Genomic DNA, 15,363 nt, shown 5'->3' with positions numbered 1-15,363 from the left:
ACTTACTTTATTTGAATAGCCAGACTTTGCTGGTTCGCTTGCTGTTTGCCCTTTTGATGCTGATGGCTGTCGACCATTTGTTTGATTTGAGAAACGCACGAGCCACAGTTAGTGCCGCATTTGAGTTTGTTTTGAAGTTGAGTCAGTGAAGTGCAGTCTTGCTTCTCCATCGCGTCATGGATTTGTTTATCAGTAACACGGAAACAACTACAAACCAGTTTGGCACTGCTTTGCGATTGAGTGATGGTAAGCAGTTGCGATAGCTCCATTGGCTTGCCAATCAAGCCGGTAAAGTTGGTGTAGTCGGTTTGAATCGGTTCATTAGACACCACTAAAACAGAACGAATGATACGAACGTCTCCAACAAGGTCGTAATCCACCGCTAGCCAACCTTGGGCAATATCTATCGTAATTCTGCGGCTCTTTTCCGTTCGACAAAAACTCTGCTTCTTTGGTCGCTTATCGTGTACAAAGCGCCAAATGCCCAAATTGCTTTCTGCTTGAAATGCGCTGTAGAGAAACTTGCCGGAATCAAACTGTGTACCGATGAACATACCGTAGGTTTTTACCGCCGCATCTTGCACTTCAACATAAGATGACTTAAACGCAGGCTGCCCGGAAATAGGGTCTTTTGCGCTGTTTACTATCGCGTTAACACTGCTTTCACCGCCATATCGACCCGCCCAGTGCATTGACATAAATAGCTCTTGAAAACCCAAACCTTCATCAATGGCAACTTTGGCATAAATACTGGTGTTTGAAGTAGGCTGAAACAGCTTAGTGAGTTGTCCTGCTTTTAAGCGGTTTTGAGTAGCAGAGAGTGTGTTCATGTACACGGTTGGTTCTAACTCAGAGGCGGCAAGGTGTGCGATATGCCCTGTGCGCGTCATGGTATGCCATTGGTCGCGTTGCCTGCCCGTATTGAGCCACCAGCTTTTTGTTCTCTCTAAACGCGTTGGAGATTCACTGGTCACGACAAAACGCGCTTTACCATCTGGGTGCGAATAGACGCCATCAGCAAAAGGACGCTCTCCTCCCCATTGTGTTGGCACCCACTCTTCGTATTCATGCTCGGTTAAGTTCGCGTATTGAGAAAGATCTAGCTTCAATGGTGAATCTGCATTCATGCCTGTCATCGCCGCATATTCCCTGAATACCGCCCGCTCTGAAGTAAACGCAAAACCATTTCGTGTCTTTTCCAATGCACACAGAGCTTGTCCGACTTGGCTTATCGCCCACCAATCTGATTTTGCTTCACCCGGAGGCGTTTGAAACTGGCGCTGCCTTGAAAGTCGACGCTCAGAGTTGGTTACCATGCCTTGCTTCTCCCCCCAGCCAGCGGCGGGCAGCAACAGGTCCGCGTAATGCGCGACATCCGAATCCGCTGTGATATCGGAAACAATCACAAACGGACAAATCTCTAGTGCACGTTTTACCAATTGGTTATCTGGTAAAGAGACAACGGGGTTGGTTGCCATGATCCACAGAACTTTAATCTCACCACGTTCTACCGCCTCAAACAGTTCAACGGCTTTTAAACCGGGCTGAGTGGCAATTTCTGGTGAATCCCAGAACGCTTGCACTTGCTTGATAGACTCTGCGTCAAAAGCACGATGAACCGCTAATTGATTTGCCAAACCACCGACTTCTCGTCCGCCCATCGCATTCGGCTGACCTGTAATAGAAAACGGCCCGCAACCTGACTTGGCAATTTTGCCTGATGCCAAATGTGCATTAATAATAGCATTGCCTTTGTCGACACCATTTTCGGCTTGGTTAACCCCTTGGCAAAACAACGTGATTGCGGTTGGGCTTTGCGCAAACCATTGGAAGAATGTCGTGAGTTTTTCTTCTGAAATGCCAATGGAAGACGTTAGATTAGTGACATCGTAACGCGAATCAGAAACTTCTTCTGCAAGCGCATCAAACCCGTCGGTATAAGAATTAATGTATTTAGAATCAACGCATTGCTGCTCAGTAAGAAACTTAAGCAGCCCATTAAAAAGTGATACATCCCCATCATTTTTAATCGGTAGATGCAAATCGGCTTGCTGTGCTGTGACCGTTTCACGCGGGTCAATAACCACCAGTTTGAGATTAGGATTGTCCTCTCTCGCTTGTTGAATACGTCGAAATAAAACAGGATGCGTCCAAGCAGTATTCGCACCGCAGATGACCAACAGCTCGGTATTATCAATGTCATCGTAATTGACGGGAACGACATCTTCGCCAAATGCTCGTACATGAGCCGCAACCGCCGAAGACATACACAAACGCGAGTTAGTATCGATGTTAGCGCTGCCAACATAGCCTTTCATGAGTTTGTTGGCGACGTAATAGTCTTCCGTCAACAACTGGCCTGACACGTACATCGCGACGGAATCCGGTCCAAACTCTGCTTTCGCTTGATGAATCTTTTCTGCAATCAGATCTGTGGCTTGTTGCCATTGCACTTCTTGCCCTTGAGGTCGCTGCTTGGTGACAAGCTTTGGATACAGCAAACGCGAAGGCATATTCAAGCTCTCTGCCAGCGCGACGCCCTTTACGCACAGTGATCCCGCATTTGCAGGATGACACGCATCCCCAACGATTCCTTTCGCATTGACCTCGACACCACATCCAACACCACAATAGGGACAAGTGGTTTTTTTGCATCCTTGCGACATTCCGCCCCCTGATTCTTTCCTTAGAATGACGAGCTACAAGCGAAAAAAAACCTCTCCCGAAACGAGAGAGGCTGCATTGCCTATAAAAGCTCAAAAAGTAATACCCTATCCGCTTAACCGCCTGCTAAGGGAAAGCGGCGCATCGAGTTAACGATGAACATAATCTAAATAGCAAACCCGATGCCAATTTTATATTGCATTACATTTCAATAACTTAACAAAATCCATTTTCACTTTATAATTGGCAATGCACTGATTAGGTGCGATTTTGAATCACAGAAGTGCAAGATTAACGGGCTAGTGCCATGACCAGTCTCGGCTCTCCATCACCGAAATAATCTTCTTCTTTTTCCAGAACCTTAAAGCCTAACGAAGTGTACAACTTGTAAGCCGGCGCATTGTTTGGATCGACAGTTAACTTAATAACAGAATCGGAACTTGCTTTTGCGATTACATTCTCCACAAGCGAACGTGCAATCCCCTTTCCTCGGTGCTGACTATCTACCGCAAGTGACAAGATCCAATGGGTGTTTTGTTCATCACTTTGTGCCATCAATACATAGCCTGTGACTTGCTCGCTTTGCTTGGAAACTACCAACCCCTGTTGCCAGCAATCAAATGCTTGTCTGAAGAAGAATCTTGGGTATGCATGATGCCCAAACAGCTTATGCTCAAGCTCGTATAGCGTAACTAAATCTTGTTTTTCTGCTGAGGTGATCTTCACAACAACTCACTCCTTCGGGACACATTAAGCAATATCTAAAGCCCCATTTCGATAAACTCCAATTATTTCAGTCAGATTCTAGTGCTTTACCAACTTTAGGCAAAGGTTGATTTTTCAAACAAAGAATCGTGTTCATGAGCACTCTTTCATATTAACGGAACGTCGTACCAGTTTTTATTTGATTGTTGGTTGTTTTTTGTAGAATAATCGCCGCTCTTATATACAAAAATAATAAAAACGATAAGGGCTAACCCGCCCACCATGAGCAACTGCACTCACCTTGCTAGGCGAATCATTATAAAAAATGAAGCATCCGCGCTTAAACGGAGACTTCCATTACGCTGTCAAAATTAGAGTTAAATAATGTCGATGTCTGGATTCGAGCAATCACCCCTGTTGCTCGATTATAAAAATAAAAAGTGGTGGCAGTTTTTAGGCATTCAAATCCTAATATTTTGCGCAATACAAGTAAGCTATAGCCTCTCCAACTTTTACGTGATAGCGCAAGATCGTGTCCACGTACTCTCTTTTACGGCCGCTTTCGTTGTAACAGTCATACTCCGATACAGTTGGCGCGTATTGCCAACAATCATTGCTGGGTTACTTTTCTACTATGGGTGCTTTTCCAAACGTCCGTGGGAAATGGCTTTGCTATTTTCTGTGTTGCTACCCGCATTGCCGCTGTTGTTTTGTCACCTCTACCGATCCGCATTAAAACGCGTTGCGGCGTATAACTTCACCTTAAAGCTCAGTTATTATGCGGTAGTAATCGGCATTCTCTATCCTATTGCAAACACTGCTCTACTCATGCTGATTAGTGCCTTTTTAAGTGACGTGACAAATCTCTCTTTTGAGTTTATCGCTTACTCTGTTTTGAGCGCCATTTTGACACAAATGGTACTAACTCCTCTGTTGAGCCTTGGTTTAAGCTATGTCCTTGATGGAGAAAATGCACCGTATATTAAGCTCGATCGTGCAATGATGGCGGCCTACTCTGATCCATTCCACTATCGCTTATGGTTGATGGTATGTGCGCTATTTTTGGTCGCTAGCATATCCACACAAAACCCGCTGACACTTAATACGCTCAGTTTGATGTTACTGTGCCTAGTAGGCATGGGGTTAGGCAAATTAGGTTTACTGCGCCCCATGTTGATTGGTGCAACAACATTGCTGGTATGCGTGGAAAACATCATCAGTCGATACAATCTTGGCTTTATATCTCGTGAACAAGTTTATGCGATGCTGCTGGTTTTGTTTGTACTGACCATGCTCACTTTTATGCTTGGTGCTCATACAATAAAGAACTATGTCACAACACGTAATGCGATTCGAAAAGAACGCATCGATAGCTTCACGGGCTTATACAATCTCGCGCAATTAAAAGAAGATGTCGCAACGCAAACTCACGCGACATTGATCTACATCGATCTTGAACCAACCTTATCTAAACTTCATGGATTAGGACACCAAGGTCGAGCACAGTTAATGAAACAACTTAGCCAATACCTCGCGTATAAGACTGACCACCTAACTCGAGCTTATCTGCCGCCATTCGCTAGCGGTTTACTTTGTTTTGCACCACGCTTGCCAAACATGGAAGCAGAGTTAAACAAACTCATTGGGCTGTTAGACCGTTTTTATTTTTACTTCGACGACAGCGCGGTAAGCCTTGTAAAACGTACCATCCAGTGTGCTTCCATCGACGGAAACCACAATCTTGATCCTTTGATCTCCAAACTGTGCGAGCAACAAGGTCGCGACACCGCATGCGTGAACTGGGTAACACACAATCAAGAAGAAAATAAGACACTTAACCAGTTGAGCTTCATTCAACAGTGCTTTCGCGAAAACGAATTTGAGCTCTATTGTCAGCCTTATCGAGCGCTATCGGATAACGCTCAAAATGCCCACTTTGAGATTTTGCTGCGCCTTAAACCTAAACAGGGAGAGCTTATGTCTCCGGCTGAGTTTTTCCCTTTAATCAATGAGTTCGGTTTAGAAAGAGAGCTAGACAAATGGGTAATCGAACACACTTTCAAAGCGCTAAAAAACCATATTAAAGATTGGGACTCGATCGGACGATGTGCCATCAATCTGACCGCCAAAGCGCTGAATTCACAGGGTTTAGCGGAAGACATTCAAACCGAAGCGGAGCTACACCAGATCCCGATGAATAAACTGTGTTTTGAAATCACTGAGTCGGATGCACTTCGTAACGAACCAATTGCAATTCAAAACTTAAACAGACTTCGGGAAGCAGGTTCCACCATCGCACTGGATGATTTTGGCACCGGTTATGCGAGCTTCGATTATTTGCGTCGCCTTCCCCTTGACGTGCTGAAGGTGGACGGCTCATTCGTGAAAAACATTGTCGACAGTGAAAATGACAGAATAATCGTCCAAGCCATCAGCCAAGTCGCCAGCAGCATGCAGTTAGTCACGGTTGCCGAGTTTGTCGAATCAGAAGATCATATCGACACACTGAAAGCGCTAAATATCCAGTTTGCTCAAGGGTTTGGGGTCGCAAGACCACTGCCGCTTTCGGAACACCTTACAATGTTATCGAACAAAGCTTAACCGCAACATCTAAAACCATAAAATCGTAATATTTCGCGATATAATTTCAATTTATAAACACCAAACTGAAACTATATATCGCTTTTTCCAATTTTACATGGTTCGATAGTTTACACCTTTGCCTCTTCACTAGCATGATTCACCATCACCTCCATGTGATAACAATCACTAAAACAGTTAACATCCGCGCGATTATTATTTTTATAAAGGCGAGTTTTAAGTGAAAGAATCTCGAGATACATTAAATTTTAGTGAATTAAACACAACAAACGCTTGGACTAAACATGATACCCATTGGGTACTAAGTCTGTTTGGTACTGCCGTGGGTGCGGGTATTTTATTCTTACCGATTAACTTAGGTATTGGCGGTTTTTGGCCACTTGTCGTCATGGCGGTACTCGCCTACCCAATGACTTATTTGGCACACCGTGGCCTAGCACGATTTGTGCTGTCATCAAAAGTGAAAAACGCAGATTTTACCGATGTGGTTGAAGAGCACTTTGGCACAAAAGCGGGACGCTCTATCTCTCTCTTGTATTTCCTTTCGATCTTCCCGATTCTACTTATCTATGGCGTAGGTATTACCAACACCGTTGACAGCTTCATGGTCAACCAAGCGGGTATGGAGCCATTACCGCGTGCCCTACTGTCCGGCGTATTGGTGTTCAGCTTAATTGCTATCATGATGGCGGGTGAAAAAGTGATGCTACGTGCGTTTGCTATCATGGTTTACCCATTGGTTGCGATTCTGGCGTTTCTTTCATTTTATCTGATGCCGAACTGGAGCATGCCAGTGATGGATGCGCCGGGAATGTCGTCCTTCGCAAGCACAATGTGGTTAGCGATTCCGGTTGTGATCTTCTCTTTCAGCCACGCGGCAGCAATTTCCACTTTTGCAAATGTTCAACGTCGTCATTATGGTGATGCGGCCGATAGTAAATCAGAGCTGATTCTGCGTCGTACAAGCGTCATGCTGATTGCGTTTGTTCTTTTGTTTGTGTTTTCTTGTGTCTTGGCGCTTTCTCCAGAGCAACTGGCAGAGGCGAAATCGCAAAACGTATCAGTACTGTCTTACTTAGCAAATGCAACAGACAATCCATTCATTGCAACGCTTGGCCCACTTGTAGCATTTGTCGCGATTACCTCCTCTTTCCTTGGTCACTTCCTTGGTGCGCGTGAAAGCTTGAATGGTTTGATCACTAAGCATTCAGATATGCCGAAACGCCGTGTTGATCACATCAGCGTTGTGGTGCTATTCGTGTCTATTTGGATTGCGGCAATCATGAACCCAAGCATTTTGGGTATGATGGAGGCGCTCTCTGGACCGGTTATCGCGATGATCTTGTTCATTATGCCGATGTTGTCGGTGTACAAAGTGAAAGCGTTAAAGCAGTATCGTGGAAAAGTATCGACGTACTTTGTCCTATTGACGGGGATTATTGCAGTAAGTGCGTTGGTTTTTAGCTTGTTGAGTTAAGAAAAGAGACGTGGCTTTTATTTTCAGGGGAATACCTTATTTTTTATTAAGGTAATTCCCTGAATTTTGCTATGGTTTTCTTATTCGGTAATAGAAAGAGACTTTCTCATTACATGAATGTGAAAACACCTACGATCATTAGTACAGACGCGATGCAAGTACGACCGATGATACCAAAGTGGGAAGGTTGAATCATTTCATTGTGCATAGGCAATCTCCTTTTTAGTGAAAACAAGCCTTTTTCTCTTGGCTTACTAACACTATGTCGAAAAAAGCATTTTTCCACAACTCATACAAAGATTAAATTTTTATTACAGTCATGTGAACTTTTAGAGATCGAACGATTTTTTAAGATTGAACTATCATCAAACGGCGTCTTTATTTTTGAATCGGTCAGCGAAAATATCCCCACCAGCCCTCCGACCCTTCTTATATAAATAACCGCAGACAGACTCTACCTTCCTCCTCTACGACAAAGCTGAACTTTTTAAACGTTAACCTTGACCATATGCCTAGTTTCATTGGCTTGGTGAAGAGAATAATAAGCAGAATAAAACCGCTAAATCTATGGCTAATCGCGATTAAGAGATGATAAACTTGTTACGTGTTTCATTATAAGAGTCAGCTTTTCTATCAACAGTCTGATGCCTTTACCGTTAAAAACGCTGCGATTCCTTTTTCCTATTATATTTGGAGTGCTTTGCTCACTACCCAGCCTAGCCGCTGACGCGCCCAAAAAGGAAAGCTACCTAAAGCAACATCTTGCTCGCGCAGATTATCCAATGCTGGAGTTCTACTTCGACTCCATTGGTAAACCTCGTTCAATTAAATCTAGCGATCTGTCGCTGCCACCTAATGCTTCGCCAGAATCTCAAGCACTGTATTACTTTGCCCGTATCTATCTAGAACGCTATGAAGGGGTTCCTTTACCGAAACTTCCCAACCTTGTGGAGTTTGGTAAAAAGCACAAGCTGCCGTGGGTTATTGCAGAAGCCAAACTCAACCAAGCCGTAGAATTGGTAGAAGCAGACGAAGTGTGGCAAGGCGAACTTCTATTACACGAAGTCATCAACACCGCGCGTGAGATCGGTTATGACTCTTTGCAGGGCCGCGCCTATCGCTGGTTAGGTAATGCCGAAGTCCAACGCGCTCAAGTGCAAACAGGCCTAAGACACTACCGTACTGCTTACGATCTGCTTGAACACTCTGAGTTTGAAATCCAAATCGCGATGACGCTCAATAATATCGCTTCTCTTTACATGGAACTGTCCGATTGGAAGCGAGCGAAAACCTACTTAGATCAAGCGATTGATGGGTATTTAAACAGCGATAATCATTACGACAACAGCCTTTTCCTGGCGATCATGTACGCTAACATGAGCGTGGTTTATTTTGGAATGGAAGAGTACCTTGAGTCTGAACACTATTTCGAACAAGCAGCGAAACTGTCGATGGAAACCGGCTCAGTAAGAATCAAACATAATTCTGTTTCCAACCTATCTCAGCTTTTGAGTACGCTTGGTAAGATAGATGAATCATTAGAGCTAGCAGAAGCCTGCTTAGCCTTACCTAACCCTCAGAATCATAAAAGTATCAAAGCCGCTTGTTATGAGGCGTATGCCGAAGCGTACCTCGCAGACAATCAGTTTGATCAAGCAATCTTAAATGCGAAGTTGGCACTCGATAGCTTAAATGAATCGGCTAGCGCTGAAACTAAACAAAAAATGGACCTTCTTCTAGTCATGGTTCGAGCGAATCAAGAGTTGAAGAAGTTTGAAGCTGCATTTGATTACTTAGGTCAGTTACGCAGTTTGGAGCGCAACTTTTCTAGCCATGTCCATGGTGAAGAAATGATTAACATCAAGCTCGATCTTGAGGCAAAGTTAGCGCAAAAAGAGCTGACCTTACTAGAAGCAAAAAATGCGTTGCAAGCGTCTGAGCTTGAATCTCAACGCTATCGTGAAATCTTCTATTTTTGTGTCGTTGCGGCTATCGGTTTTTGGTTGTTCCGTTACATCCGCCAGATGAATAAGATCAACGAAGAGTTGGCGCAACAGAACACAACAGACCCGCTAACTAAAGTCCATAACCGCCGCTACCTTCCTAGCTGGTTGGAAAATATGGCTCGTCGCAGTCCAGATAGAAAGTTTGCCTTAGCGGTCATTGATATCGACCACTTCAAATCGTTCAATGACCAATACGGGCACGACTTAGGCGATAAGATGCTGATACATGTCGCCACTATTTTGGATGAGGCGACACGCTCTGGTGATCTTTTAGTTCGTTGGGGTGGTGAAGAGTTTGTATTATTGTTCGAAATCCGTCACGTCGACGACTGTGCAAAAACACTCAACCGTTTGAGACTTGCAGTAGAAAACAACAATCTAGAGGTTGACTCACAGTCGCTAAGCGCCACAATCTCTCTCGGCGCGGTCAACGAGTTAAGCGCTCAATCGATCAAACAAGAGTGGGATAAGTGGTTCTTTGCCGCGGACCAAGCTCTGTATGATGCCAAACAAGCTGGTCGTAACCAGCACAAAATTCACTCGACGTCATAGAAAAGCACAATGAAAAAAATATGGATTCTTGCTGCATTTGCCCCTTTCTTTTTGGCTGCATGCAGTAACCAACAAGCTTCCCAACTTGGAATGCGAAGTAGCAGTGTTAATGTGTACGCTCAGCAAATGAGTAACATGCAATTATGCGAAACGCTCTACTACAATCGCGCCACAAATCAAACTCGAGTAGCAATCGGTGCTGAATTCAACCGTCGCGGTTTGAACAAGAAATGGTGCGATAAAGAATTTAAGAAGTTTTATGTTGAAAAGGTAGTTGACGGTCTGCTGTCTCGTAAAGAACAAGCCCCTACAGAACCTGAGGCAACCATACAACCTGCCATATAAATCACCTCATTCCATAAAAAGCAGGAAATTACTCTAGTTTTCCTGCTTTTTAAACACCCTATCTTCCAGTCAAATATCCAGAATTCCAAGTGACTTCAAGCAGTTAACGTCAAGATAATGTCGTGCGTCGAAAAATGAACGTAAATAAGATGTAAACAGTTTTCGTCTCCTTAGTTAACCGCTAGCTTTGTTTAGACCTGTTTAAAGGAGTATCGAACAGGGACAAAAATTCCAAACAAAGACAATGAGGTCACAAATGGAAACACGCATTAATCGCCTATTCGCCGCGATGTTGGCAGTAGGTATTTCTCCTGCCGTCTCGGCATACGATCCGCTCTATTCAGAGCAATGGCACTTAAACAACACAGGACAAACGGCGTTCGCGGCCAATCCTGCGGTTGCTGGTAACGATTTAAACACCAACCTGACACAAGCAATGGGTATTGCTGGCGTTGGGGTGAAAGTTGCCGTTATCGATTCTGGTGTTCAAATCGACCACCCAGACCTTGCAGGTAACGTAGTCACAGGCAGCAGAAACTTTGTTGAAGACTCTTCATTCCCAGCCGACTACCCAGTCGATGCAAATGGTCACGGTACTGCCGTTGCCGGTTTGATCAGTGCTGTCGGTAATAACGGTGAAGGCGTTCGCGGTGTCGCTTCTCGCTCTTCTTTGATGGGCTTTAACTGGCTCGCTAACCAAACACTTGAAGGTTGGTTAATTTCTCACGGTGCAGACGCGTCTACCAGCGACGTGCGCGTATTCAACCAAAGTTATGGCTTTAGCCCACTTACCCCTATTCCATTCGACGAGAACGATCCTCAGTTCAAACTCGAAATGGATGTCATGAAAGATGTGAGTGAAAGTAACGCATGGGGCCGTGGAGCAGTCTTCGTTAAGTCTGCAGGTAACGGTTATCGTTACTTCAATACTGGCCGATTCTTCGTTCTTCCAGGCGATTTCTTCGCCGGTGGTGGTAACAAAGGCTTACCAATGCACAACTCACAGCAGTCTTATGACAACGCAAGTTACTACAACCTAGTCACTAGTGCATTACGTGCCGATGGTACACGTGCAAGTTACTCGTCTGTAGGTACAAACGTTTGGGTTGCTGCACCAGCGGGTGAATACGGCCAAGACTTTCCAGCAATGGTAACAACGGACTTAATGGGCTGTGAAGAAGGTCAAAACACCAGCGCAGATTTGGGTATTAATGGCTTGCATGGCGGTACAGAGCAAGATCCAAACTGTAACTACACCAGCACGATGAATGGTACGTCTTCTGCTGCTCCAAACACCTCTGGTGCGATTGCCGCAATCATGTCGACAAACCACGCGTTATCAGCTCGTGATGTTCGTGCTCTTCTTGCAGAAACAGCAAGTGTCACGGACAAAGATCACTCAGGTGTTGCACTTGAATTTGTCAACAACCAAGGTGAAGTTGTCAGTTATGAAGCTATTTCACCATGGCAGAAAAACGCAGCGGGCGTTGATTTCCATTCCTTCTATGGTTTTGGTGCCGTTAACCTAGATGAAGCAATGAAGCGTGCACGTATGACAAACAACGTTCTACCTGCACAAGTCATTACGCCATGGGCAAACAATGCAACTGAAGTGAGCGTTCCAGATGCAAGCTTAACAGGCGGCTCTTCTGCTATTGCGATCACTGAAGACTTAACGGTTGAGTCTGTTCAAGTTAAGCTAACGCTGGAACACTCACGCCTACCAGATTTGGCAATTGAACTAATTTCTCCATCAGGTACGCGTTCTGTTCTACAAACGCCTCGCAACGGCCTTGTTGGTCAATCACTTGATCCAACAGTGGCAGGTTATGAAAACCAACTAATGCTGTCGAACCAGTTCTACGGTGAGAATGCGAAAGGCGAATGGACGCTACGCGCGATCGATACCAACGGTGATGAAGTATTCTCATTCATTGCATATTTCAACTCTTCTGCTATCTATGATGTACCGATGGCAAACAACGCACAACCAGGGGTTATCAAAAACTGGTCTATGCGCATCTTCGGTCACTAAGGAGTCAATCACATGAAATTTATGACTTTTTCTATTCTGGCTCTTTCAACAATGGCGGCAACTGCAAGTGCACAGCAATTGGCAGAGCAACCAACTCCTGAGCTATTCGTCGCTTCTGACGCGTTAGAAGTTAACGGCCAAGACTACCGTAAGCTATCAGTCGATAACTTATCTGAAGCCGCTGAACTGCATGCAGGTGATGAGGTGTTTAAGAACGCGTTTAGTAACGTATCTAAAGCCACAGGCCTTATCTTTGTAACAGTAAAAAGTCCTACGGATGCAAAGGCTGTAGCAAAGGAGCTGAAACTTGAAGTTGTCTTCGCACAAGGTGAATCCGCGGTGTTTAAAGCATCAGAAGGCCAAGATCTTCTTGGCATCAGTGATTACCTAAATGCGGACAGTCGCGTAAAAGCGTCTAAAATTGAACTAAACAGCGGTAAATACCGTGCACAATAATGCTCTAGCAAGAGAAGTTGGCTGATAAAAATGCCTCAGCAATCGCTGAGGCATTTTCTTTACTAATCAGCTTCAATCTAATTTATTGAATAAACCCGATCAACTTCTTGGCAATATCGGTATTGTTCTGTGAGCCCACAAACTTATCAGCCCCTTTCCCGTAAGCGAACACTTGAACATCAACAGCGGTATGGCCCTTCGTCGTCCAACCAGTAAAACTCTTCTTGTTGATGATGTCTTTCACTTCTTTATAAAGCGCTTTCGCTGGTTCTTCACTTAATTTCGCATAAGCGAGTTGTCTACCTTGCTCTTTCGACAATTCCCAATCCACAGAAGCATTCCATGTTTTGATCATATCGTGAGACTGCGCTAATGACATCGCTAAGGGCCATGCAGTTTGATGAACTCCTTTAATCGCCTCTGTATCCCATTGGTATTGTCCATTTGCACCGATAGTTAAACCGCCTGTGGAGTGGTCAGCCGTCACCACCAACAAAGTGTCTGGATGCGCATCGACATAAGCTTTCGCCAATTCAATCGATTTGGCAAAGTCATCCATTTCTGCCATCGCGCACGCAATGTCGTTCGCGTGGCCACACCAATCAATTTGACTGCCTTCAATCATAACGAAAAAACCGTTATCTCGACGTTGCAGCAGTGAGAGAGCTTTGTTGGTCATTTCCTCTAGACGAGTGGGATTCTCATCAAGCGCAAATGGAAATGCCTTATCTGCGAACAGGCCTAACGCAGGTAAAGTTTGCAATGCAGGAAGGTCTTTGAAATCGGTAATGTACTGGTAACCTTGCTGTTTAAATTCTTCAACCAAATTGCGATCTTCACGTTCAAAATAACGCACACCGCCACCAAGTAATAAATCAACAGGTAACTGATCATCGACTTTGTTATCAATGTAGTCATTGGCAATCTCATCATAGTTTCGACGAGATTCATTGTGAGCTGCAAAGCTCGCTGGCGTGGCGTGATTAATTTGTGACGTTGCTACTAATCCAGTCGTCATCCCCTGCTCTTTTGCCATCTCAAGCATGGTTTTAACTGGCTTTTTATCGACATCAACCGCCACAGCACCGTTATAACTCTTAATGCCACTGCTCAGTGCCGTCGCGCTTGCTGCACTGTCAGTAACATAGGTGACGTCATCAGGATACGTCTTTGCCATACCAACTAAGATCGAGTCAAACACCGTCGGCTCAATCTCTTTTGTGGCTGGGTCATCATGATAATAACGGTAGGCAGAGGTAAAGGCAGGTCCCATCCCATCACCAATCATATAGATGATGTTTTTAGGCGCCTCACTGGCAAAGACAGGACTGGCAAATAAGCAGGCAGTTATTAGAGGGGTTTTCAGTTTCATATCTCATCCATGACATAATGCGATGATGCCAATATGGCACTCATCAACTTGAGTATCGTTCTAATGTTAAAGCATTAACGAATACTATCATGCAGTTAGGATGAAACATGGCGTTAGTTCATAGTTTTACAACGCACATCATTTCTTAAATAAGATAACCTCAGTGCGCAGCTCAGCCTGCTCAGTATCATGCGGACTGTTTAAGTAGCGTTCAATACCTAAAGGTTTGTTTTTCACTTTAACACCATCATGCCGAGTCACACTCATCGCCATTGACCACGCATTACCCAGAAACCAATATTCACCTTTATGCTCCACAACAAAGGTGTCACTGGCAGGAATGGTTCCCGCAACAAAATCCCTCATCGCGGCAACGCCAGCTTTAACTGGTAAACAGGTAATAAATTCAAAGTATCCACGCTTCATGTCCATGGATAAGTAATAGCAAAAGAGCTCCCCGGTCACAGGTAGCTTCTCTTTTTCTACGAGGTCAAATAATCGTTCAATGTGATCTTGCATGATTGGTCCCAGATCATTCATCATGCCGGAACCCGTTAAGCCAATGTAGTTAATTTCATTTTGCTGACGACTACCGACTTCAACCAATTCAGATAAGACAGTTCCGGTCTCTAATTGGCGCTTCAGCATGCGCAGCCCACGTTCATAGTCCATCTCAATCATGCTTTTAAACATGCCTTTCAAGAAGAATAAAAACCACGGCACGCTTGATTGCATCTGCCATTCCACCACAGATCCTTTCTCTGATGGCGTGACGATTAACGTCACTTTCGCATGACTTTTAAAAGGGCGGAAAAAGTGCAATTCCATATCTAAACGATGTTCTTGTGTGCTCTCTAAGACCATAGCCCCAGTACCAACACGCTTCCCGTTCCACTGATAGCCGGAACCGACCAGCCCCTGCTCATTGCTGTAAGTTAGCTCGCAATCCGGCTCTAAAATAAGCCAAGGAGACCATTCCGGCCAATTCTTAAAATCTTTGAGGTAATCGATAATCTCGCTTTGCGTCTTTTCGATTTCAACGCTCTTACTTACGTGGTACGAAAGCATAGTCGCTCCTTGAGTTTCCCTTCCACTCCCTAGAGTCTAATTCATATCAGTGTTTTTTCTTTTTTCACTGGCAGTTAGGTAC

Annotated in this window: 10 protein-coding genes; 6 read left to right on the top strand and 4 right to left on the bottom strand. The window is 44.5% G+C overall.

All coding sequences use genetic code 11. The annotated features are described in order from the left end of the window. Positions 1-2: 2 nt before the first annotated feature. Entirely contained in the window at positions 3-2,666 is a 2,664-nt protein-coding gene (locus tag ITG12_RS18860; protein ID WP_038878128.1) for a nitrate reductase, read from the bottom strand. A 289-nt stretch (positions 2,667-2,955) separates the two neighbouring features. Next, positions 2,956-3,390 (bottom strand): N-acetyltransferase, encoded by a 435-nt coding sequence (locus ITG12_RS18855; RefSeq protein ID WP_038878130.1) that lies wholly within the window; start codon positions 3,388-3,390, stop codon positions 2,956-2,958. Between the two features lie 363 nt (positions 3,391-3,753). On the opposite strand from ITG12_RS18855, the gene ITG12_RS18850 reads away from it, so the two are divergent. The 6 genes from ITG12_RS18850 (at position 3,754) to ITG12_RS18825 (ending at position 12,841) form a co-directional block, all read left to right on the top strand. Continuing rightward, a complete protein-coding gene (locus ITG12_RS18850; RefSeq protein ID WP_038878133.1) occupies positions 3,754-5,970 on the top strand; it encodes an EAL domain-containing protein in 2,217 nt (738 codons plus the stop codon). A gap of 220 nt (positions 5,971-6,190) precedes the next feature. Next, positions 6,191-7,447, top strand: a complete 1,257-nt coding sequence (locus ITG12_RS18845) for an aromatic amino acid transport family protein (RefSeq protein ID WP_038878136.1) — start codon at positions 6,191-6,193, stop codon at positions 7,445-7,447. 782 nt (positions 7,448-8,229) lie between these two features. Then, positions 8,230-10,005, top strand: a complete 1,776-nt coding sequence (locus tag ITG12_RS18840; protein ID WP_248874724.1) for a tetratricopeptide repeat-containing diguanylate cyclase — start codon at positions 8,230-8,232, stop codon at positions 10,003-10,005. A 9-nt stretch (positions 10,006-10,014) separates the two neighbouring features. After that, complete coding sequence (locus ITG12_RS18835; RefSeq protein ID WP_038873503.1) at positions 10,015-10,350, top strand: hypothetical protein; 336 nt, start codon at positions 10,015-10,017, stop codon at positions 10,348-10,350. 256 nt (positions 10,351-10,606) lie between these two features. Beyond that, positions 10,607-12,385, top strand: a complete 1,779-nt coding sequence (locus ITG12_RS18830; RefSeq protein ID WP_102387562.1) for a S8 family peptidase — start codon at positions 10,607-10,609, stop codon at positions 12,383-12,385. Positions 12,386-12,397: 12 nt separating this feature from the next. Continuing rightward, entirely contained in the window at positions 12,398-12,841 is a 444-nt protein-coding gene (locus ITG12_RS18825) for a hypothetical protein (protein ID WP_039974230.1), read from the top strand. An 82-nt stretch (positions 12,842-12,923) separates the two neighbouring features. Here the strand turns inward: ITG12_RS18825 and ITG12_RS18820 are convergent, their stop codons facing one another. Both ITG12_RS18820 and ITG12_RS18815 read right to left on the bottom strand, forming a co-directional pair. Further along, entirely contained in the window at positions 12,924-14,213 is a 1,290-nt protein-coding gene (locus tag ITG12_RS18820; protein WP_038873495.1) for an alkaline phosphatase, read from the bottom strand. A gap of 138 nt (positions 14,214-14,351) precedes the next feature. Then, entirely contained in the window at positions 14,352-15,281 is a 930-nt protein-coding gene (locus ITG12_RS18815) for an SRPBCC family protein (RefSeq protein ID WP_038877126.1), read from the bottom strand. Positions 15,282-15,363 lie beyond the last annotated feature (82 nt).

It is taken from the genome of Vibrio sp. ED002 (assembly GCF_023277445.1).
GTDB lineage: Bacteria > Pseudomonadota > Gammaproteobacteria > Enterobacterales > Vibrionaceae > Vibrio > Vibrio jasicida.
Note: the sequence above shows the minus strand (reverse complement) of the source record. Positions and strands in the feature narration are given on the sequence as shown.